Below are 19,654 nucleotides of genomic sequence, written 5' to 3' on the forward strand. Positions count from 1 at the left end.
TTGAACGCTGGTCTATTCTTCCATGTCTTCGGCCAGCACGACTACCCCGTTGTCTTCGGAGAGTCCGTCAAGGCCTTTCGCGGCCCTGGCATTGTTCCTTTTATTTTTGAATTTTTTAACCTGCATTTTCAGGGTATCTATTGCTAAATCGGTTGCTTCTTCAAAGGTGGTTCCCTGCTCCCTCACAAACATCGTCCCGCCGGGCACATAGAGCTTCACTTCAAGGAGTTTGGTATGCAACTTGGTGTTTTCATTCCTGTCGAGCTTAAGGAATACCTCTCCACTGGTGATCCGGTCATAGAACGTATCCAGTTTATCCAATTTTTGTTGAATGAATGTCAACAATTTGGGATCGGCATCAAAGTGAATTGCTTGCATCTGCAGTCTCATAAGCACACATCATTTTAAAGTAAAACATATTTCCAACCGCTTTCCAGATCTTCATGCCGGAGGTTTATTCATCTTCGGATAGTTATAAAAACGCGTGCTATCCGGGCTGATCTCCTGGTTGAATCTGCCTTAACGGTAGATTAAATAAAAGGAAATATTAAGTTAATGTCAAGTAATAACCGTGGTTTTTAAGGCACATTTATTTGCCTCTAAAAACCACGTATACTGGCATTACGCTTCTTCCAAAAGTGTCCTGAAAGAGACATATTGCCCGTTGAAAAGCTCATGATGGCGCTCCTGTATGGTCGGCTGAAAGTGGGTTTGATACGCCAGAAAATCTTCCATCGTCCTGAATTTAAACTGGGTAGTGTAGGTCGAACCTTCGTTCTCGATCTCGGTCAGGAGCCGCAGCAGCTTGCATTCCAGCGGCAGTTCCGTCGCACTGATTTCCGGGATATACACCGATTTCATATAATGCAGCCAATCTTTTTCGGCCTGGTAACTGATATTGACTGTGATGTTATAGACGATCATTTTATAAAAATTTATGTTTGCGAGTTACATTTGCATGCATATACTTATTCACCGTAACCAGTATTATCATGAATATTCTTCTACACGCCCATTCGGGCCTCCGTTATGTGGTGTTAGGACTTTTGATTGCAGCGATTTTCACAGCCTACTCCAACTGGCAGAAGGGCAGCCAGGGCGACAGCAAGCTGTACCTCTTTACCCTCATCGCCACCCACACCCAGTTGTTGATCGGACTGGTGCTGTATTTCATGAGCTCCAAAGTTAACTTCGATCTGATCAGCGAGAAAGTTTTTCGTTTTTATTCGATAGAACACGTATTCATGATGCTGATCGCCATCGTGCTCATTACTGTGGGAAGAGTACGGTCGAAGAAGCTATCCGGCGCCGACAAGCACCGGACGGTGTTATATTTCTATGCATTGGCGTTGATTATTATCCTGGTGGCTATCCCCTGGCCTTTCCGTAACCTGGGATCGGGATGGTTCTGATTTGACCGCCGACGACCGACCGCTGACCGCCGATCACTTGTGTGTAATGCACAAGTGATCGGCGGTCGGCCGTTAGTGGTCAGCCGTCGCGGCGAAGCCGCTCATCCGAACAGATCGCTCGACAAATATCGGTCCCCGCGGTCGCAGATGATGAAGACGATCACCCCTTCTTTCAGTTCCTTCGCCAGTTGAATGGCCCCCCAGGCAGCACCTCCGCTGCTCATTCCGGCAAAAATAGCCTCTTCGTTGGCCAGGCGCCGGGTAGTAAGCGTGGCATCCTCCTGCGACACTTCGATCACGCGGTCCACGCGCTCTTTTTCAAATATTTTGGGAAGATATTCCACCGGCCATTTGCGGATGCCGGGGATACTCGAACCGTCGTTGGGCTGGCAGCCGACGATCTGGATATTACTGTTTTGTTCTTTCAAATAGCGCGAAACGCCCATAATGGTACCCGTAGTGCCCATCGATGATACGAAATGCGTAATCTGCTGGTCGGTATCGCGGTAAATTTCCGGTCCTGTGGTGCGGTAATGCGCTTTCCAGTTATCGGGGTTGGCAAATTGATTGAGCATGAAATAGTCACCTGCCGCAGCCTTTTCTTCGGCCAGATCGCGGGCACTTTCCATGGTTTCGGTGAGGATCACTTTTGCCCCGAATGCTTCCATCGTGAGCACGCGCTCGCGGGTGGAGCTCTGCGGCATCAGCAATTCTATTTCAAGGTCAAAAAGCCGTGCTATCATGGCCAGCGCGATGCCGGTATTGCCGCTGGTGGCTTCTACGAGCTTCATACCGGGCTTCACTTCGCCGCGTTCAAGCGCGCCTTTGATCATGCTGTATGCCGCGCGGTCTTTCACGCTGCCGCCGGGATTGTTGCCTTCCAGCTTGCCGAATATGCGGACGTTGGGATTGGGGTTAACTCTTCGTAATTCAACCAGGGGTGTATTGCCTACCAGATCCAGTAATGATGACATGGTGAAAATTCGTGATGTTGTGATTCAAAAAAGGTACGTGTATCAAGAGTTATCGACCGGGCGACCTCTTTGTGCAAGCGTAAATCAACAACATCGAACGATCCGAAAGAATGCCCGACGGGATGAAAAAGTAGAAAACTTGGTAGTTGAAAGCATATTTACCCTATGAAACTAGTGGGATGCAAATATACCATATTATTTATGGGGTTTCGGCAAAAAATGCCTGGGTACCCAGCAGGAATGGCAGGATTGAGCTGCTATGTGTGCCATCGGTAACCTTGATAAACGTCACATTGGTGGCGCCCAGCTTTTGCATGGCATTGTAGGCATTTTCGGAGTTGAAAAAAAACACCAGCGGGTCTTTAGTGCCGTGGTAGAGCTGTGTCGGGGTTTTGGGTTTGAAATTGTAAACGTCGTTATCGGCAATGGCATCGATGAAACCCTTATCTGTCCCGTCGTTGAGCGCTTTTTTGAATGAGTCGTTCAAGGCCAGGTGGAAGCTCTCTGCAATGGAGACATTTCTTCCCGACGCGGCTATTTTAGAGGCATACTTTTCCGTGAAGTAATACGAAGCCGGTTTGTTGAGCTTATAAATATTGTCGTACGTAAGCAAAACCCAGAGATAAAGCGAATTGTACCCCGCAATGCCATCTGTTTTATCATTGATGATATGCTTCATAAATGCGGTCTTGTCGTAAGCGCCGGCCCCGCAGCTGGATGCCCGCAGGTTAAATTCCGACGAGGCTTCTTCTTCGATCTTCCGTTGGAGGGACATCGTTGCAAACCCGCCTTCTGAATAGCCGGCGACATACAGTTTTTCGTCCCATTTGATCTCCGTTTGACCCCTCAGATATTCTTTCGCAGCTCTTAACATGTCCAATGATGCCGAAGCAAGGCTCGCGCGGTGCTCGTATGGGTGCGGGAGATTGTCGGAAGCACCATAGCCAATGTAGTCCGGGTAAGCGATAATGTAGCCCATCGACCCGAATAGCGATCCGAAAGAGGAGCCCTCCGATCCGTCCCTAAAAAGAGATGGCGCGTCGCCGATGTCGGTGATGGTACCGTGCTGCACGCTGATCATGGATACCGGGTTGCTTGTTACCGGAACGATTAGTGCCCCCGAAGCGGTAATATCCGTCCCGTCGGTGTTTTTGGTTTTATAAGTGATCTTGTAGACTTTGATATCGTTCTTAACGTATGCCGTCACCAACCCCGACAAGCTCCCCGTCTTTTGAATGATCTGCGCCTTGCTGAGGGAAGTAATAGGAGTACTTTCCTTTAAATAGACATTCTCCTCGGTAGGCGGTACCAGTTTGGTATCATCATCCTTACACGAGTTGAGGATCAGCAGGCTCCAAATGAGCAGGTAGCCAAGGTATCGAAATGAAAGGGAAGGGGTAGATTTTTGCATAGCTAAAAGATAAACAGGCCATTAGTATATTACTGGTAACGCATAATGGCCTGTTTTTGATGATAATTCTTCCGTTAAATTTTACTCATATACCAGTTAATCATCCTGGCGGTAGCATCAGGTCGCTCCACCATACCCATATGACCGGCCTCGGCGAAGATCAGCGGGTAGCTCTTTTTCGGGAATTCGGCGAGCTCGATGACGCTCTCGAAGGGAATCAGCTTGTCCTGCATGCCAATGATGAATAGTACCGGAAATGGCAAGCTGGCCAGCACAGCGGTGCGGTCGGGACGGTTGCGCATGGCAGTAATACCGGCGATCAACGCTTCGGCGGGGAGTTTGCCGAAATGCGCAATATGTTCTTTGATACGCTCGGGATAAAGCTCTTTGTAGCGGTCACCGAAAAGGTTTGCGGCCGTACTTTTTACAAACGACTCCGTGCCGTAGGTCCGCAGGAGTTCAATCATCTGGCCACGCTGATGCTTTTTCGCGTCGTCGTCGGCGTAGGCTGTGGAATGGAAAAGCCCGAAACCTTCGAGCATGTCCATGTATTTTTCGGCGAATGCCAGGGAAATATAGCCGCCCATCGAATGGCCGATCAGCGTACATTTCTGAATGTTGGCGTTGGTCAGGAAGCGATGCAGTTCGTCTGCATATTCCTCTACGGTCTGGCAGGAAGTGAAGAGCGAAATGTTCGGTCTTACTACCGTGTGAGTGTCATTGATTGCAGCGTCGAGGCTGTCCCAAATCGTGTCATCTATGCCATGACCATGTAGTAATACCAAAGTTTTCCGGTGTAGATTCATATAGATTTGCATTCAAGGTTGAGAACTTGTTTGCCTAAATATACTAAACCTTCGACCGTTTGCGGCCCTAATGGCTAACTTTCGCCATTTCTTCCTCGCGCAGCGCGCGGCGGAGTATCTTGCCTACATTGGTTTTGGGAAGCTCTTTACGGAACTCGATCTGCCGGGGATTTTTGTAGCCTGTGAGGTTTTCCTTGCAATAGGCTTTCACCTTTTCCTCAGTCAGTTCCGGGTCTTTTTTGACCACGAAAATTTTCACCATTTCCCCTGATTTCTCATCCGGAATGCCCACGCAGGCCACTTCTGCGACGCCTGGACATTGGGCTACTACATCCTCGATTTCATTGGGATAAACATTGAAGCCTGAAACGAGGATCATATCCTTTTTCCGGTCCACGATCTTGAAAAAGCCGTCGGCATCCTCGATACCGATGTCTCCGGTCCTGAACCAGCGGCCGCTTTCATCTTCCAGGATCACTTTGGCGGTTTCATCGGGGCGGTTATAATAGCCGAGCATAATTTGCGGCCCTTTCGCGCAGATTTCACCGCGCTCGCCGATGGGCAGCCATTTGTCGTCCTCTCCCAGGATGCGCATTTCAGTACTCGGGAACGGCAGGCCAATGGTACCCTGCTTGTGTTTGCCGTTCAACGGGTTCACCGAGAGTACCGGCGATGTTTCGGAAAGTCCGTAGCCTTCCACTAATGGGCAGCCGGTCGCTTTTTCCCATCGCTCCGCCACGATCTTTTGCAGTGCCATGCCGCCTGCAATCGTGATTTTGAGGTTCGAGAAATCCACTGAAGCAAATTCCGGGTTGTTCAGCAAGCCGTTAAAGAGCGTGTTGAGCCCCGGGAAAATATGGAATGTGTTTTTTTTGAGTTCTTTAATAAATGCGGGAATATCTTTCGGATTCGTGATCAGCACATTCAGCGCGCCCCATTTGATACCGCACAATCCGTTGATCGTCATGGCAAAGACGTGGTATAGCGGCAATGCGGCTATGAGTGTCAGCTGCCCGGTTGTTTCGGAATTCCGCATTTTGGACATTAGCCATTCGTTAATGCCCTCCACATTCGCGATCAGGTTCCTGTGGGTAAGCATAGCACCTTTGGATACACCGGTAGTGCCGCCCGTATATTGTATAAATGCAAGGTCGAGGCCCGAAACGTTCGGTTTCTGGTAGGTAATACCCGAGCCCACAGACAACGCATGAGCCAAAGAAACCGTGTTTTTGAGATGGTAAGCCGGTACCATTTTCTTCACATATTTCACCACCGCATTCACGATCAGCTTTTTGGGGAAGCCCAGCATATCGCCGATTTCGGAAATGATCACGTGCTCGATATTGGTATTGGCAATGACTTTTTCCAGGTTTGATGCAAAATTGGCAAGTATGACGATTGCTTTTGCCCCGGAATCCTTGAACTGGTGCTGCATTTCACGTGGCGTGTACAACGGATTCGTGTTCACGATCGTAAGGCCTGCACGCAGCGAGCCCATCATCACGACCGGGTATTGCAGCAGATTAGGCATTTGTAAGGCAATGCGGTCGCCTTGTTTCATGCCGACGCTCTGCAGGTATGCGGCAAAATTTTTCGAAAGTTCATCCAGTTGCCCGAAAGTCAGCTTTTTATCCATATTCGTAAAAGCAGCCTTATCGGCATTTTCCCGGAAACTCGACTCCATCAGTTCGAGCAGGGACGAGTACGCATCCGGATTTATTTCATAGGGAATGCCCTCCGGATAGTTTTTAAGCCATGGATAGGTATCCTTCGAGATCGAGACCATAATTTCAGAGCAAAGGGTAAGAATGACTATTTGTGAATTAAGGTAATCAATTAAGCCAAAAAAATATCGAACCAATCCAATTTATTTTTGACCTGAAAAACCTTCGAATTTGGGTTAAATCGCAGACATTCCGATTACCGGCGGCTAATTTCCCAACGCCAGAGCAGTCCTTCGTCCGGGTCGTTTATATCCTCGGTTTGGGCAAAACCCAGCTTTTCCAGAATATGCCCGGAAGCATTTTCTTCCGCCAGGGTGTGCGCGATCACCTTGCGCACGGACGGGTGCTGAAACGCATGGTCCATCAAGCCTTTGGCTGTTTCGGTGCCTAATCCTTTTTCCCGGTACGACGGAATGATTTCATAACCGATCTCCACCATGCCGTTCGGATCAGGCTCACCTTTGTAGCCGCAAGAGCCGATCAGCATGTTGTCGGGGACGTGTATAATGAGGTAAACCCACCAGTCGCGCAACGGCGGGTGGGCTTTCCAACGGTGATAAGATGGGGTGAAAGTATCGCGGAAATCCGTCCACTTTTTAGGGACGTTTACGCCCATAACGCGGGCTAATGTATTGTTTCCCATTCGGATAGCATCATAAAGCGTATCGTCACAGGAGATAATTCTTAAATGGGGGGTCAGAATCATAATAAAGGAAATGAGCCCCCCAAGTTAAGAAACTATAAATTGTTTTCGTCAAAGCGGTCGGTGATTGCCTTACGGATAGCCTGGTGCGGGCGCATTCCCGTGCTGCGCGTACGAGGCACGGCGCGATCGGCAGAGGCATTCGATTTGGCCCGTAATGCGAGGTTCGAAACCGTCAGATGACTGTTGCGCCAGGCGTCGTATTCCTCTTCGTTCATTACGTCGCGGGTAACCTGCCCGTGCGCATAACCGTCGCCGAAGGATTGAATGCGGCTGTCGGTTAATGCCTGTTTCCGTTCATTCTCCAATGCCTCTATTTCCGCCCTGATTTTCGCTTCTTCCGTTTTCAGTTCTTCCAGTTTAGGTAAGAGCTCGATTTCGTTTTCCAGAACGGTTTTCTGGGTCATATGCTGTGTTACGATCTGTTGCAACGGCTCCATTTGTTTCAGGATCCGCTTTCTTCGTCTGCGTAAGCGCCATAGTTTCGGGTCGACCTGCAACCAGCGGTACCAGAATCCTTGCAGCACCGGCAGGGCCATGCCCAGCGACACCGCACCCGCGATCGCAAACAATACACCGCTCAATACGAACGAAAGCAATGCCCACGGGCTGTTCACAAGGTCGAGGTTGAGCTGATCGGAATTTTGCAGTGCCTGCTCGATTTTCTTGGTCAGCGCAGGGCTATCCACCGGCGCGCCGGTCAATGGATCAACTGCATTCAATTGCAGGTTTTTAACTGATTTGTTGATTGCCTCTTTCAGCTTGTCGGTGCGGTAGGCTTCGTAACGGAACCAGCCGAGCACGATCAGCGTCACGATGGCGAAAATCGATAATATCAGTTTAAATCCGGCATAGCGCGATTTGGCCTTCGGGGATTCGTCTTTATGATAAGGCTCTTCCACCAGACGGTCATAGGCAGGTTTCAGTAACACCGAAAGCATCGCCAAACCGATCGCAAATGCCCAGGCTTCATTCGAATTCCGGATGTTCAGCGCATAGGCCACGATTTCGTGTGAGATAATCAGGTCACCTGCGATGAACGAAATACCGGCGGCAAGGAAAATCAAACCGGCGATCAGCGAATAGGACGGCGCCTTTTCGGCACGTTTCTCTTTCAGTTCCTCGGTCTGTGCGTCGATTTCGTTGATCGAACGCTCCATGTCCTTCATTTGCGTAGCTGCATTGTTGAGGCCCATTACCTCATTCTGCAATCTGCCATATGCGTTTTTGTGTTCTGTCAGCGCTTGTTGGTTCCGTGATCTGGTTTCCGAAAGCTCATATCTCTTTTCATTGAGCCGGTCCTGGATCCAGTCGTGGTTTACATTGCTCGACAGATAATTCTCATATACTTCACGGTCGATACCTTCCATTCCACGCGTGTAGCCGTGTTGGTAATCTCCGTTTTCATTTGGATTTTGCTCGTTCATGACCATTATTTGGGGTTGATCGATTATGAGTTAGGATAAAAATCGCGCCATCGGCGCATTTCCTGATCATCTTGCTGCCGCTATTTGCCCTTCTGGATCAGGTTAAGCTGCCGGGTAGTCAGCTCGTTTTTCATCCGGCGCGCGAGATAGAATTCGCTCTCAAAAAGCTTGATTAGCATGTCCCGCTTGGCAAAAAGGCGGTCGCGCTCGGTCTCGGCATGGCTCTGCTCGCGCAGTACCTGCCATTTTTTTACACGCAGGTCGTCGATCTCCTCCTGCAAGGTTTGGCATTCCGACTCCCAGTTGTAGTTATTTTCAACAAAATCCTGGCGGTCGCGACGAATATTTAACCAAACTTGGAGGTCATTGCGCAGGACGGTAATGTTACTGAGCAGCAGTTTTCCTGCAAAAAGGAAGAGGAAGAATACAAACACAAAAAGCGCAAATGCCTGCCACCAGGTTTGGTAAGTAATGACGTTGGCAAACACGAACAACGCCGAAGCAAATGGCAGTCCGATCTCTTCCAGCAGCGATTTCCACGTCACTTTCGAATCGGTGTCATGGAAAAGCGAAATGCGCCCGAACAAGCTGAACATCCCGGCCAGGAACACGCCCAGCGCGATCCACGAATTGTCTGCAAACGCCGGTTTCAGCGACTCGCGGATCAAAAAGAAGTTACCCACGCACATGGCTGCGCATAGCGTGATGCCTATGAGCGTCCGCGGAAGATGATGCTCGCCTTCCGCACGAGCGCCTGGTGTTTTCAGCCGCTCCTGCAATTCATCGATCCGGTTTTGTTTCTGACCGATGAAAAGGTTCAGTTCCTGAATGCGCTCATTATGCTCCTCGATGTTAGCCAAATGCGAGGCAGCCAGATTCGAGAAGTATTTATGAATAATGTCGGTTTTCTCGTGCGGGTCGGACTCCGAAAGCCCGAACAATACCCCTTCGTCACGCAATGTGTCTTCGTCTTCGAGCCAATACGGGATCGGTACTTCCACTTTCGGAATTTCTTGTGCCACCGGTTGAAACTGCGGAACCGCGGGCTGCGGTGCTACCGGTTGAGACGCTGCCGGTTGAGGAGCCGCTTGCTGAGCTGTGGTTGGCGCGGGTACTACCGGCCGGGGCGGCTGATTAACAGGAGGCTGGTACTGCGGCACAGTGGCCGTTACGTATTGCCGGTTATCGGCAACAGGTGTCTGAGGGATCTGATTTTGTTCCACTGATCGGGTAGGGGTGTCGTTCGCCTGAACAGGCTCATCATCGTAAAATTCGTTTTCGTCGGACTCTCTCGGACGAAACCAGCTGGCAATTAATTCAGTCAGTTTGGCCATAGTTTTTCATGGGTTAGCCTGCGATTATCCATGAAAACAAACAAATTCGCTATAATATTGTGATGACCGGCTATTAAAAAAGGTAAGCGCCTGGGGATTAGGACATTTCAAACATCTTCTGTAACGCTTGCCAGAGTTTTTTCTTAAGATTCCGGTCGGATTCGATCACCACCAGCGGGTCGACGAGCAGGAACCAGATACCTTCCAGATTCTTAGGCGTGTAAGGTACCAGCAGCAGGTCGAGGTGGAGCTTGATGAGCGGGACGCCGAAGGAGATAAAAAAGTTGGTCTTTTTACCCGAAAGTACGGTTCGCGCGTCCTGTCCGGGCATGAAGCTGAAATTCACAACATCGCTCGTTTCCAATGAATGGCCTACCGCTTTGAGGATATTGTCGAGGAACAATGCTTCGGACATGAGCATATCCTTCTGCTTTGGCTCGTCGGTGAGGACTAGGACCTTGTGCTTCAATGCAGGAAACGCAGCGGCAGGAATAGCTGCATTCACAGCCGGTGGGGGCGTTATTGCAGGTGTCTGAGGCAATGCAGGGGCAGTAATCGGAACGGCTGGCGTTGCTGGTTGTGACGAAACGGGTGGCTGCATGGGAACGGCCGGTGTCGCAGGTAAAGAGGACGCGGGCGCCTGCACATGCGCAGGCTCGGGTACCTGCGGGGCAGGTTGGGCTTCCTCAGCGACAGGCGCAGGGCGTTCAGTCAGCGCGCGATCTTCCAGCTGAAACAAGGTTTCATTCTGATAAAGGATCTGAAAAAATGCTACCGACGAATGCTCCATATTAGATTACAAATGCCCCAGTTCCATTCCAGGCTGGGTCCAAATGCCTATTTTCTGTTTGTTAGCAGCTATTTCAAGTTTGGCGTATTCCTGATCGTGCGAATACTTTTTGAAATGCACTGCCAATCCCTTCTTAACCAATTCCTTGTTCAGCACTTTACCGTCGGGCAGTACCACTTCTCCCAGCAGGCGACCGTATTTATCGAATTCGCCCTTGTGGCGAATGCTGACCATTTTCCGGAAGCATTTCTCGCTCGTAAACTGCTTCGCGTTGTTGTAAAAAGGCATGCTACGCTCCGGGCAGTTGATATGCAGAAAACGTATCCGCACATTCTTGCCCATTCTGCGGCCCGCCTTCTTACCTGAATAAATGTATTTCAGTTCGATCGTGTCGCCATCCTGAATACCAATCACTTCAGCTTTGAGCGGATTCGGTAGATCGCTGTTATTATTGAATTGCCGGCCTTCTTCGGACGTCAGCGCGCACGAGGCGAGCATGGTCGGGGCACTGGTGAGAACGAGGAACAGCAGGCTGGAAAATGCAAATCGGGAAACGAGAAAACGGAAATCAGGCACGCGGAAAATTCATAAAGTTTGAGTACCAAAGATAGCTATTGTTTCCGATCAGTTTTGTTCCAGTTTGTACCACTTGATGTCCTTTAAAGGCGCTCTCCTTGCCACTGAGGCAGTTGGCGAATAATTTTTTTCCAGATAATCGAGTACTGGCTTCTCTGCATCGCCCAGCTCCCACAGGTTGTGGTTGGCCTGCATCCAGCGGATCTTCTGCTTCCAGCCGTCGCGCGTGAAACGGTTGGCGATGATCAGCTTGGTGGAATGGCAATTGGTACATTGCGCCTTCACCATATACAGGTTCTCATCCACGATCAGGCCTGTTTCGGGGTCTTTTTTCGTGGTGTCGGCGATTATCGTACTCGCATTGTTATGTTTGGCCGGTGTTTCGGGCAGCGTTTGAAAAACAATACCTGCGCCGAGCATGGCTATCAAAAGAGTTTTCATAAACTATCGTATTTGCCCGGAAGCATTGTGGTACATTATCCTACCTTGACGGCGATTCTTTCGCAAGCATTGTTCAGATACCCGCCGGGGTTCCAGGCCGGTGCCAGCATCGGTTGGGCAACGCCAGTCTCATCGGTGGCTTTTACCCATATTTCGTAATAGCCGTTGGTCGGGAATTTGATATGGGTATTCCAATGCTGCCACGCCAGACGGTTCGCCGGTGCTTCGAGTTTGCATTCTTTCCAGGTAGCGCCGAAGTCGATGGAAACTTCCACTTTTTTAACAGAATGGTCTCCCGCCCATGCGTGCCCGCGCAATGCGAGCTCTTTTCCGGGATCGATCATCGCGCCAGTCTTTGGATACGTGATCAACGACTTCACCGGCATCGACTCTATAATTTTGTAATACTCATCGGTAGCCGGAATTTCAGTGCCGGGAGCTACCGGGTTGCGGGGCAGCTTGTAACTATGCCCTTCCATCTTCGGACCGTCGTGTACCTTGTTCCGTACCGAAATGCCGCTCAGCCACTTCCCCGAAACGGAAGCAGGCCAGCCGCCGATCACGAGCCGGAGCGGGTAGCCGTGGAACTCGGGAATATCCTTGCCATTCATTTGCCAGGCAATGAGCGTCTCATCTTCCAGGGCTTTTGCAATGGGTACGCCACGTGAGATGGATTCTTTCTTCGGATCGCGGCTCAGGTGGAGGTCTTTGCCGTGGTAACCTATATATACGGCATCGCTTTTAATGCCCACATCGTTTAAAATGTCTTTCAGGCGGACGCCTGTCCATTGTGCACAATGCACAGCGCCCTGGCCCCACTGGTTACCCGAGGCCTGGGGCTGGTAGCCCGAGCGACCGTTACCGCCGCATTCTAGCACCAGCTGATAGGAGTATTGTTTAAATTTCTTTTTAAGGTCTGCTAACGTGTAGGTTTTGGGCGCTTTTACCGACTCTCCGTCGATCGTGAGCGTCCAATTGGCTACATCTATTTTCTCGGGAACAAGACCGTTGTTGCGGATGAACATGTTCTCGACAGGAGTTACGCGGTCATCGAGCAGATGTACCGGCGTTTCCACATTCCAGGGCTTGTCACCCTGCACGATCATTTCCGCATTTTTGCCTTTCAACGCGTCCTTTTCATCCAGGAAAATGGGGCGGTACCCGGCGGGCATACGGCTAGCAAAAACGATCTGGCTTCCCATTGCGGTAGCCAATGCCGTGAGGCTCCCTGTTCTGAGAAAATCTCTTCTGTTTAATTCGGAATTCATCAACTGGTTCAGGAAAACTTTTAAAACTTTATTTTCAAACTTACATAAACCGAACGGCTTAAACCATTATTTCGTGTCAATTTGGGCGGTTTATCCATAAAAAAGAGGCTACCGTCGCCGGTAACCTCCTGATCCATAATAGTGTGTATTGAGGCACTTAGGGCTATGGCCCATTGAAAAGTGCATGTATATGCCTAACAGGGAAAGTTTACGTTAATGGGTGCGATTATTTTTTGATAAATGGCCCCGCAATCGCGAGTACGGCTTCTTTCGTCAGCGGCTCATCGAACGCTTCGGTAATGGCCGCATCACTCTTCGAAGCAAGCCCTTTGAGGTTTACGCCTCCTTGCGTCATGTTATCCTCTCCGGCGTAAATGGCAGCCACGGCTCCTTCCTTACCTGTGATCCAGCCCTTCATTGCCGTGTTGCCCAGCAATGTGGCAGCAAGCCGCCTCGCTACCGCTGCGTGCCGCGCTTCGATGGAATGCACCTGCAATGCATATTCGAGAATCTGTGGGTCGGCGATCAATGCACCGGCCTGGCCCTTGTAAGCACGTACGCCCGTATCTTCGAGCGCGCTCGAAACGGTTACGAAGGTTTTGTAATTGGTAAATACATCCCCGAAGGCACCACCGTATTTGAAATCGAAGGTTGGTTTTGCAATGGCTTTGCTCCCGAGCGCTTTTACGAGAAATGCGACGTGCTGCGTTTCGTGCTTGCCGATTTGTGTGAAAATGGTTTTGTCGGATGCCGGGATGAGGTTCGCAGCCGCATTGCCCGCTTTGTAGAACTCGTCTTCGAGGTATTCGAGCGTCAATGCGTAATTCAGTACGTCCACGGCGGCTGCCGACTGCGCGAATGCCTTGTTTACGATTGCCGCAAATGCAGTTGGGATCGCCGCGGAGGCCAGCTTGCTTCCTACCCGGTTCATAAAATGACGGCGCGACGCGTATTCGATTCTTCCGACTGCATCGCCGTCAATTTGCTGGAATTGATCTATGATTTTGAAAATATCCATTGTGTCTGATCCTGTTAGTGTGAATGATTATTTACCTACGTTGGCACCGGTGATGGTATCCTTTACGTAGCCCTTAACCGCCATGAGAATGTCGGCAGGCGCGATCGCCTTGTCCATTCCGTTGGCGTCGATGATGTCGTCACCGGCAAAATCGGCAGATTTCGGGTTGATCAGGTCACGGATAACGGCCGCGTGACGGGCCTCTACGGAAACGATCTTTCCTGCAAGCAAGAGGTAATTCGGATCTTTGATGAGCTTTCCGGCACCATTGTAGGCCGCTACGCCGGTGTCTTCGAATAGTTTGGCTGCGCCAAGGACCGCCTCCTTTTTGGAGAAGTCGATGGCAGCGAAGTTAGGGGTCAGTCCTTTGATAGCCTTGTCGCCCAATGCCGCCTTGAAAAAGTCGCGGTGAACGATCTCGTGGTCGCGGATGTCGGTCAGGATTGCTTTCTCTGCGTCGGTGATGCCGTTATAGGGCGTCTGGATCACTTGTGTGTAAAACGCGGCTTCGAGTTGTTCGAGCGCGTATGCATAGTTGAGTACGCCGATGTCTCCCGAACCGAGATCGACGGTGTCGCCTGTACCGGGGATCATCGGGTCGTCGTCATCGTCGTTGCAACCTGCGGCAATGACGATTGTTCCTAATGATGTGGCTAAACCGGCCGAGCGTAAAAAGAGACGTCTGTTAACGACCGACGTAATTTCCCCTTCTCCTTTGCCGGAGCTGTTCTTCGTTTTTGTGTGTTTGTTCATAGCAATAAAAGGTTATTGAGTTACTCTCCGTGTGTCGAAAGAGTTTTGAGAGACCTACGCAGGAAGGATTGCTTTAGATCGACGGACGGGAAAAAGGAGGAAGGGAAGGATGGGGGAGAGGGATTTAATAGAGAGGTGCTTAAAACGCAAAAAGAGTCCCGGATGGGGACTCTCGATGCTTTCAGACTAACCGATGGTATTCTTAAATAACGTTGAGTAAATAATGCCTGAGATATAATTCAATGTATGAATGTATAGCGTTAAGTCTCTAGCGGTGTGTAGTAGTTGTGCTACTTTTTGCAGATAAATAATTTCTACGCAAATATAAGGGAATATGTTCCTAACAAAACAATATTGGATAAAAAAATTTGAATTTTTTTTAGTTTGGGTAATAACATACGGGTACGTGAACAAACTGGTTATTAAATTTCACATAACTGGTGTGAAATTCCCCAACCTGAGGTACAGCTCCCGTTCCGTGCGGTTACACAGCTGCGAATTAAAATTGGTTAATATCTGATAATCAACTTTTTTTGTAGCATATTTCCGTTGGCACGAATATCTCTTTCATTTTATACTAAAAATTAAATGCCCGATCCATTATGCGAATAACCCCGATAGCCCTCGCCCTCTTGCTAGCAGCAGTTACCCTGGATGTTGACGCATCCATACAATCTCTTGGAGATGTGACCGTTATTGCCGAACATAGCAAGGTTGCCGTGCGGCCGGAAGACCTCCCGGAGGCGGTTAAGAGTACCTTGTCCGGCTCCTATGCCGAATGGAAAGTAACCAGTGCTTACCTGGTCACGCGGGATGACAACTCACAGTATTACGAAGTAAATATCAAACGAGCGGAAGAGACATCTACACTTAATCTGGACAAGTACGGGAAGAAGGTCGACTAGTAAAAGGCCGCTCCCGGCGTCTGACAGGCACATAATGAAAAGCCGGGGACTTCTCCGGCTTTTTGGCGTTTGTTTTTTGTACTTTTACATAATACCCACTCGTTTAATAGTATTTATTTTTCTTAGAAATAGTATCACCCATGGCTCATCTGCTCCTCGTTGAAGACGATTCTACATTTTCAAAGTTGCTCACCAATTTTCTCGGCAAGCATGGTCATCAGGTAAAAGTTTGTACAAACATAAAAGAGGCGAGAGAAGCACTCGGGAAGAACAACTCCGACGGGCCGTTTGAAGTGCTGATGCTCGACTACCGTCTGCCGGACGGTAACTCTGTAGATTTTCTCAAAACGCTTAGAAGCGAAGGAAACCGCACCCCGGCTTTCATCATGACCAGTTTTCATGATGTGAGGACCGCGGTTACCGCCATGCAAATCGGGGCTTTCGATTATATCACCAAGCCGGTGAACCCGGAAGAATTACTTATGGTACTCAGGGAAGCGCTGAACAAGGGAGAGGTGACGAGCGTGAAGACTGCGCCGAAAGCCAAAAGCAATTCGAAAGCAGAAAAGCAATCGCTTGACTATATCGAAGGTAAAAGCAAGGTTGCCAAACAACTTTTCGAATATGTGCGGCTGGTGGCGCCGACCGATATGTCGGTGATTATCCAGGGCGAAAGCGGTACGGGTAAGGAGCACGTGGCGAAGTCGATTCACCGCCTTAGCAAGCGCGCCGACGGCCCGTTCGTGGCGATCGATTGCGGTTCGCTGTCGAAAGACCTGGCGGCCAGCGAGCTTTTCGGTCATAAGAAAGGCGCATTCACCGGCGCGTTGCAGGATAAGATCGGGCAGTTCGAAGCGGCGGATGGCGGTACGCTATTCCTCGACGAGATCGGAAACCTGAGCTACGACGTGCAGATCAAGCTTCTCCGGGCATTGCAAGAGCGCATTATCGTTCCCATTGGCAGCACCCAGCAGGTCAAAGTGGATGTTCGTCTCATCGCAGCAACCAATGAAGACCTTATTTCGAGCGCAGCCGCCGGCGATTTTCGCGAAGATCTTTACCACCGGTTGAACGAGTTCAAAATCGAAGTGCCCGCATTGCGCAAGCGCGGCGAAGATCTGCCGATTTTTGTTCAGCATTTTGTAGACAAAGCCAACGACGAGCTCGAACGCAATGTGAGGGAGCTTTCGAAAGAAGTAATGGATGTTTTCCAGAAATACGACTGGCCGGGTAACCTGCGCGAGCTGAACAACGTAATCAAACGCCTCGTGCTCTTGTCGAAAGAGGAAGTGGCTACATTAAGTGCATTGCCATCGGAAATGATCACCGCGATGGAAGATCAGCAGAAACCTGCGCCGGGTTCCGATTTGAAAGCATTGCAGGAAACGCATGAGAAAGAAATGATCGAAAAGGTGTTGCAGGAAGTGCGTTACAACAAAAGCAAAGCGGCCAAGTTATTGAACATCGACCGCAAAACTTTGTATTACAAGATTGAAAAATATCATATCGAGTAGGAGAGCGCTTTTTCTTCCACTTGCTCTATTACTGACGCAGCGTCGTTTACGACCTGCGTCATTTCTTTTTCCGACACTTCCGCTGCGTTTTCACGCAATGCAATTTCCAGATTCCTGAATCTCGCCGAAAGGTCGCGGGCGCCGATCTGCCCGGTACGACCGGCCATGCGGTGCATGAGCTCCTGTGCGTGGTCGGGTTCGTTGGCGGAAATATGCTGCCTAAGCGATTCGATGTCGGCGCGGGAATCTTTCACAAACTGATCGAGGATCTCGCGCAGCAGGCTTTCGTCGCCGAAAGTCATTTCAGTGAGCATCGTGAAATCAAAATCCAGGTTGTGGGCCGGGTAGTCATTTTCTGGCTTGACCTCTGTTAGTATAACGGCGGGCGAATCTCTTTCCGGCGCCGAGGACGATTCGAGGAGTTCCAGCAGGTCCCTCGAATGGAATGGTTTCATCAGGTAACCGTCGAAGCCCATACTCAGCAGTTTTTTACGTTCTTCGGGCAATGCCTGTGCAGTGAGGACGAAGAACTTGACATCCTTCGGAGCCGATTTACGCAGGCGCTTTACGAGCTCGGCCCCGTTCATGCCCGACATACGCATGTCGGTGAGCACGAATTTCACCTGATCGTTCCATGGCCGGCTCAGTACCTCCTCGGCGGAGGAGAATGCCGCATGGGCAATGCCATTCATTTCAAGTACCGAAGAGCACCATTTGAGAATAAAGGCGTCGTCGTCCACCAGCCATACTTTGCCGTTGATCCGGTAGCTTCTTTCCGGCGCTTCTTCCGCCAACTCCAGTGTGTCTGCCTTTTTCATACTGGTGGTGACAAAAAAAGTCGTGCCTTCTCCCTGCTTGCTGGTGACATGAATACTCCCCGACATTCCTTCCACCAGCGCCTTTACAATGCTCAGACCGAGCCCTGTACCGCCATACCGGCGCTGAATGGAGGGGTCAGCCTGCTCGAACTGGTTGAAAATACGTTCTGTCTGTTCCTTCGACAGCCCGATACCTGTGTCCGAAATCTGGTATTCGATTTTGGCGAGATTACCGCTTTCGTGGCCTGCTACTTTGAGGACTACTTCCCCGTTCTCGGTGAACTTTATCGCATTAGTCAGCAAATTGTACAGAACCTGCCGCAATCGGAATGGGTCGCCATGCAGGTAGAGGTTGGGTTTCAGAGAGTTTTCGAGCCTCAATACCAGGCCTTTGGACAGAGCGTTGGGCCTGAGTACCTGTATTACCTCGTTCAGGAGCGGATTAATGGAAAATACCCTGTCCTCGAAGGTAAAGCGGTCGGAAATGATGCGGCTGTAATCAAGCACTTCATTAACGAGGTAGAGCAAGTGCTCCGAGGCCGAATGCAGCGTTTCCAAATCCTGCTTCCGCGGCTTTTCTTCGTTTTTCAATGCTTCCGCATAGCCGATGATCGATTGTAGCGGGGTACGGATCTCGTGGCTCATATTGGCCAGGAACCGCTGCTTGGCCATGCTGTGGTATTCGGCCTCTTCTTTGGCTTCTTCGAGCTGCTGGCGGTAGTCGTTGCTTTTGGTAATGTCGGTGAAAATGAAATAGGCCATTACGGCTGTCAGGAAAAAGAAGCCGAGCATGATCCATTCGAGGTAATCCACGCTGCCTTCTACCATTCCTTTCGCCTTCGCGTTGTTATCATTGGAATCCCGCATAACATCCCGCTGAACTTCCTGCATTACCCCGAGCAATTGCTTCACCAGCGAGTTACCTGCTGTCGCCAGCTCCTGCTCCCGGTCAACGAAGGTTACCGCCCGTTTTTTCTGAGATTTTTCAATGGCGTGAACAGCTTCACCTACTTTTTCAATCGTACTATCCTTTTTGGCAACACGAATCGTATCGACCTGGACATTTACCTCCTGTTTTTGCACCAGCTTCGTGGGTTCTTTAGCCGGTGTCTGATTCTTTTTATTTCCGCGAAATACCCTGCTGAGGAAGCCTTTTTTGGTGCTGGCTTTCTGGCTGGTATCCGGTACTTCTGTGTAAACGGTGGTAGTAGTGGTACGTTTTTCGGTCTTGACTACTGTGCTATCGGGTTTGACTTTCTTGGTGGTAATCAGTCCGGAAATGGATTTTACTTCGTCTTCCAGCGCTTTGTTGCTTACCAGCTTGGACCGCACCTTCACATAGTCTCCGTAAATTTTCTCTCGTTCTTTGAGGATCTTCTTCATGGAGTCGATCCGGATCACCTGCAACGGGTCTTCAAGGCTAAGGTAGCTGAGAGTGTCGAGCGTAGCGATGAGCTCGACGGATTGTGCGAGTACCTCATCATTGAGTTCTTCGCCTTTCAGCTTTCGTTCGTTCTGAAGGTGATCGAGCGTGAGGATGTCCTGGAATATCTTATTCACCAACCGCATTTTGTCGTCCGGGGTGGAGAGTGTATCCAGCGTGGTGAGCATATTGTCGAATGCCAGCTTGCTGGTTACCCAGGATGCTGCCAGGGCAAGAGAGGCAATGAAAAAGCCCACAACGACTTTTCCTTTTACCGATTTCAAGAAAGACGGGCCACGAAGCGTAAACATAGTTTTGGGTCACATTCAATAACAACTAACGCATTTTCAACGCTAA

General features: G+C 49.9%; 19 protein-coding genes. 3 read left to right on the top strand and 16 right to left on the bottom strand.

Features of this window, described 5'->3' with window-relative positions; genetic code table 11:
- Positions 1–12: 12 nt before the first annotated feature.
- Together hpf and CLV60_RS21630 are read right to left on the bottom strand one after the other, a co-directional pair.
- A complete protein-coding gene (gene hpf / locus CLV60_RS21625) occupies positions 13–390 on the bottom strand; it encodes a ribosome hibernation-promoting factor, HPF/YfiA family (RefSeq protein ID WP_106597472.1) in 378 nt (125 codons plus the stop codon).
- Between the two features lie 231 nt (positions 391–621).
- Entirely contained in the window at positions 622–924 is a 303-nt protein-coding gene (locus tag CLV60_RS21630; protein WP_106597473.1) for a DUF4286 family protein, read from the bottom strand.
- A 68-nt stretch (positions 925–992) separates the two neighbouring features.
- Here CLV60_RS21630 and CLV60_RS21635 point away from each other — a divergent pair, with 68 nt between their 5' ends.
- A complete protein-coding gene (locus tag CLV60_RS21635) occupies positions 993–1,412 on the top strand; it encodes a cytochrome B (protein WP_106597474.1) in 420 nt (139 codons plus the stop codon).
- A 101-nt stretch (positions 1,413–1,513) separates the two neighbouring features.
- Here CLV60_RS21635 and cysM read toward each other — a convergent pair whose 3' ends face one another.
- The 13 genes from cysM to CLV60_RS21700 form a co-directional block, all read right to left on the bottom strand.
- Positions 1,514–2,386, bottom strand: coding sequence for a cysteine synthase CysM (gene cysM, locus CLV60_RS21640; protein WP_106597475.1), 873 nt, complete (start codon positions 2,384–2,386; stop codon positions 1,514–1,516).
- A gap of 199 nt (positions 2,387–2,585) precedes the next feature.
- Positions 2,586–3,797 (bottom strand): alpha/beta hydrolase family protein, encoded by a 1,212-nt coding sequence (locus CLV60_RS21645; protein WP_106597476.1) that lies wholly within the window; start codon positions 3,795–3,797, stop codon positions 2,586–2,588.
- Positions 3,798–3,871: 74 nt separating this feature from the next.
- Positions 3,872–4,603, bottom strand: a complete 732-nt coding sequence (locus CLV60_RS21650; protein WP_229211080.1) for an alpha/beta fold hydrolase — start codon at positions 4,601–4,603, stop codon at positions 3,872–3,874.
- A 67-nt stretch (positions 4,604–4,670) separates the two neighbouring features.
- The gene (locus tag CLV60_RS21655; protein WP_106597478.1) at positions 4,671–6,389 is read right to left on the bottom strand and encodes an AMP-binding protein; all 1,719 of its coding nucleotides are present in this window, start codon (positions 6,387–6,389) and stop codon (positions 4,671–4,673) included.
- 134 nt (positions 6,390–6,523) lie between these two features.
- Positions 6,524–7,033 (bottom strand): GNAT family N-acetyltransferase, encoded by a 510-nt coding sequence (locus CLV60_RS21660; RefSeq protein ID WP_106597479.1) that lies wholly within the window; start codon positions 7,031–7,033, stop codon positions 6,524–6,526.
- Positions 7,034–7,065: 32 nt separating this feature from the next.
- The gene (locus tag CLV60_RS21665) at positions 7,066–8,457 is read right to left on the bottom strand and encodes a hypothetical protein (protein WP_170118834.1); all 1,392 of its coding nucleotides are present in this window, start codon (positions 8,455–8,457) and stop codon (positions 7,066–7,068) included.
- A gap of 80 nt (positions 8,458–8,537) precedes the next feature.
- Entirely contained in the window at positions 8,538–9,791 is a 1,254-nt protein-coding gene (locus tag CLV60_RS21670; RefSeq protein WP_106597481.1) for a hypothetical protein, read from the bottom strand.
- Positions 9,792–9,888: 97 nt separating this feature from the next.
- On the bottom strand, positions 9,889–10,581 hold the full coding sequence (locus CLV60_RS21675; RefSeq protein ID WP_106597482.1) for a hypothetical protein: 693 nt from the start codon (positions 10,579–10,581) through the stop codon (positions 9,889–9,891).
- A 6-nt stretch (positions 10,582–10,587) separates the two neighbouring features.
- Positions 10,588–11,157: a thermonuclease family protein gene (locus CLV60_RS21680; protein ID WP_229211081.1), complete on the bottom strand. Its 570-nt coding sequence runs from the start codon at positions 11,155–11,157 to the stop codon at positions 10,588–10,590.
- Positions 11,158–11,205: 48 nt separating this feature from the next.
- Entirely contained in the window at positions 11,206–11,598 is a 393-nt protein-coding gene (locus CLV60_RS21685) for a hypothetical protein (protein ID WP_106597483.1), read from the bottom strand.
- A gap of 35 nt (positions 11,599–11,633) precedes the next feature.
- Positions 11,634–12,866 carry a sulfite oxidase gene (locus tag CLV60_RS21690; RefSeq protein ID WP_106597484.1) on the bottom strand — a complete coding sequence of 411 codons (1,233 nt, stop codon included), beginning with the start codon at positions 12,864–12,866 and terminating at the stop codon, positions 11,634–11,636.
- 226 nt (positions 12,867–13,092) lie between these two features.
- On the bottom strand, positions 13,093–13,884 hold the full coding sequence (locus CLV60_RS21695) for a ferritin-like domain-containing protein (protein WP_106597485.1): 792 nt from the start codon (positions 13,882–13,884) through the stop codon (positions 13,093–13,095).
- Between the two features lie 27 nt (positions 13,885–13,911).
- On the bottom strand, positions 13,912–14,637 hold the full coding sequence (locus CLV60_RS21700) for a ferritin-like domain-containing protein (protein WP_106597486.1): 726 nt from the start codon (positions 14,635–14,637) through the stop codon (positions 13,912–13,914).
- Positions 14,638–15,239: 602 nt separating this feature from the next.
- Here CLV60_RS21700 and CLV60_RS21705 point away from each other — a divergent pair.
- Complete coding sequence (locus CLV60_RS21705) at positions 15,240–15,542, top strand: hypothetical protein (RefSeq protein WP_106597487.1); 303 nt, start codon at positions 15,240–15,242, stop codon at positions 15,540–15,542.
- A 140-nt stretch (positions 15,543–15,682) separates the two neighbouring features.
- Positions 15,683–17,056 carry a sigma-54-dependent transcriptional regulator gene (locus CLV60_RS21710; RefSeq protein ID WP_106597488.1) on the top strand — a complete coding sequence of 458 codons (1,374 nt, stop codon included), beginning with the start codon at positions 15,683–15,685 and terminating at the stop codon, positions 17,054–17,056.
- On the opposite strand, the gene CLV60_RS21715 is transcribed toward CLV60_RS21710, so the two are convergent.
- Entirely contained in the window at positions 17,044–19,608 is a 2,565-nt protein-coding gene (locus CLV60_RS21715) for a hybrid sensor histidine kinase/response regulator (protein ID WP_106597489.1), read from the bottom strand. The two genes, CLV60_RS21710 and CLV60_RS21715, sit on opposite strands and share 13 nt — an antisense overlap.
- Positions 19,609–19,654: the final 46 nt, after the last annotated feature.

This window comes from Dyadobacter jiangsuensis (assembly GCF_003014695.1).
Taxonomy (GTDB): Bacteria; Bacteroidota; Bacteroidia; order Cytophagales; family Spirosomataceae; genus Dyadobacter; species Dyadobacter jiangsuensis.

Excerpts from the sequence above, each read along its gene's own strand:
- CLV60_RS21705 (WP_106597487.1), top strand. The coding sequence starts at position 15,240 with ATGCGAATAACCCCGATAGCCCTCGCCCTCTTGCTAGCAGCAGTTACC.
- CLV60_RS21630 (WP_106597473.1), bottom strand. The coding sequence starts at position 924 with ATGATCGTCTATAACATCACAGTCAATATCAGTTACCAGGCCGAAAAA.
- CLV60_RS21650 (WP_229211080.1), bottom strand. The coding sequence starts at position 4,603 with ATGAATCTACACCGGAAAACTTTGGTATTACTACATGGTCATGGCATA.
- CLV60_RS21660 (WP_106597479.1), bottom strand. The coding sequence starts at position 7,033 with ATGATTCTGACCCCCCATTTAAGAATTATCTCCTGTGACGATACGCTT.
- cysM (WP_106597475.1), bottom strand. The coding sequence starts at position 2,386 with ATGTCATCATTACTGGATCTGGTAGGCAATACACCCCTGGTTGAATTA.
- CLV60_RS21715 (WP_106597489.1), bottom strand. The coding sequence starts at position 19,608 with ATGTTTACGCTTCGTGGCCCGTCTTTCTTGAAATCGGTAAAAGGAAAA.
- CLV60_RS21665 (WP_170118834.1), bottom strand. The coding sequence starts at position 8,457 with ATGAACGAGCAAAATCCAAATGAAAACGGAGATTACCAACACGGCTAC.
- CLV60_RS21670 (WP_106597481.1), bottom strand. The coding sequence starts at position 9,791 with ATGGCCAAACTGACTGAATTAATTGCCAGCTGGTTTCGTCCGAGAGAG.
- CLV60_RS21695 (WP_106597485.1), bottom strand. The coding sequence starts at position 13,884 with ATGGATATTTTCAAAATCATAGATCAATTCCAGCAAATTGACGGCGAT.
- hpf (WP_106597472.1), bottom strand. The coding sequence starts at position 390 with ATGAGACTGCAGATGCAAGCAATTCACTTTGATGCCGATCCCAAATTG.
- CLV60_RS21710 (WP_106597488.1), top strand. The coding sequence starts at position 15,683 with ATGGCTCATCTGCTCCTCGTTGAAGACGATTCTACATTTTCAAAGTTG.
- CLV60_RS21675 (WP_106597482.1), bottom strand. The coding sequence starts at position 10,581 with ATGGAGCATTCGTCGGTAGCATTTTTTCAGATCCTTTATCAGAATGAA.
- CLV60_RS21635 (WP_106597474.1), top strand. The coding sequence starts at position 993 with ATGAATATTCTTCTACACGCCCATTCGGGCCTCCGTTATGTGGTGTTA.
- CLV60_RS21645 (WP_106597476.1), bottom strand. The coding sequence starts at position 3,797 with ATGCAAAAATCTACCCCTTCCCTTTCATTTCGATACCTTGGCTACCTG.
- CLV60_RS21700 (WP_106597486.1), bottom strand. The coding sequence starts at position 14,637 with ATGAACAAACACACAAAAACGAAGAACAGCTCCGGCAAAGGAGAAGGG.
- CLV60_RS21685 (WP_106597483.1), bottom strand. The coding sequence starts at position 11,598 with ATGAAAACTCTTTTGATAGCCATGCTCGGCGCAGGTATTGTTTTTCAA.
- CLV60_RS21690 (WP_106597484.1), bottom strand. The coding sequence starts at position 12,866 with ATGAATTCCGAATTAAACAGAAGAGATTTTCTCAGAACAGGGAGCCTC.
- CLV60_RS21655 (WP_106597478.1), bottom strand. The coding sequence starts at position 6,389 with ATGGTCTCGATCTCGAAGGATACCTATCCATGGCTTAAAAACTATCCG.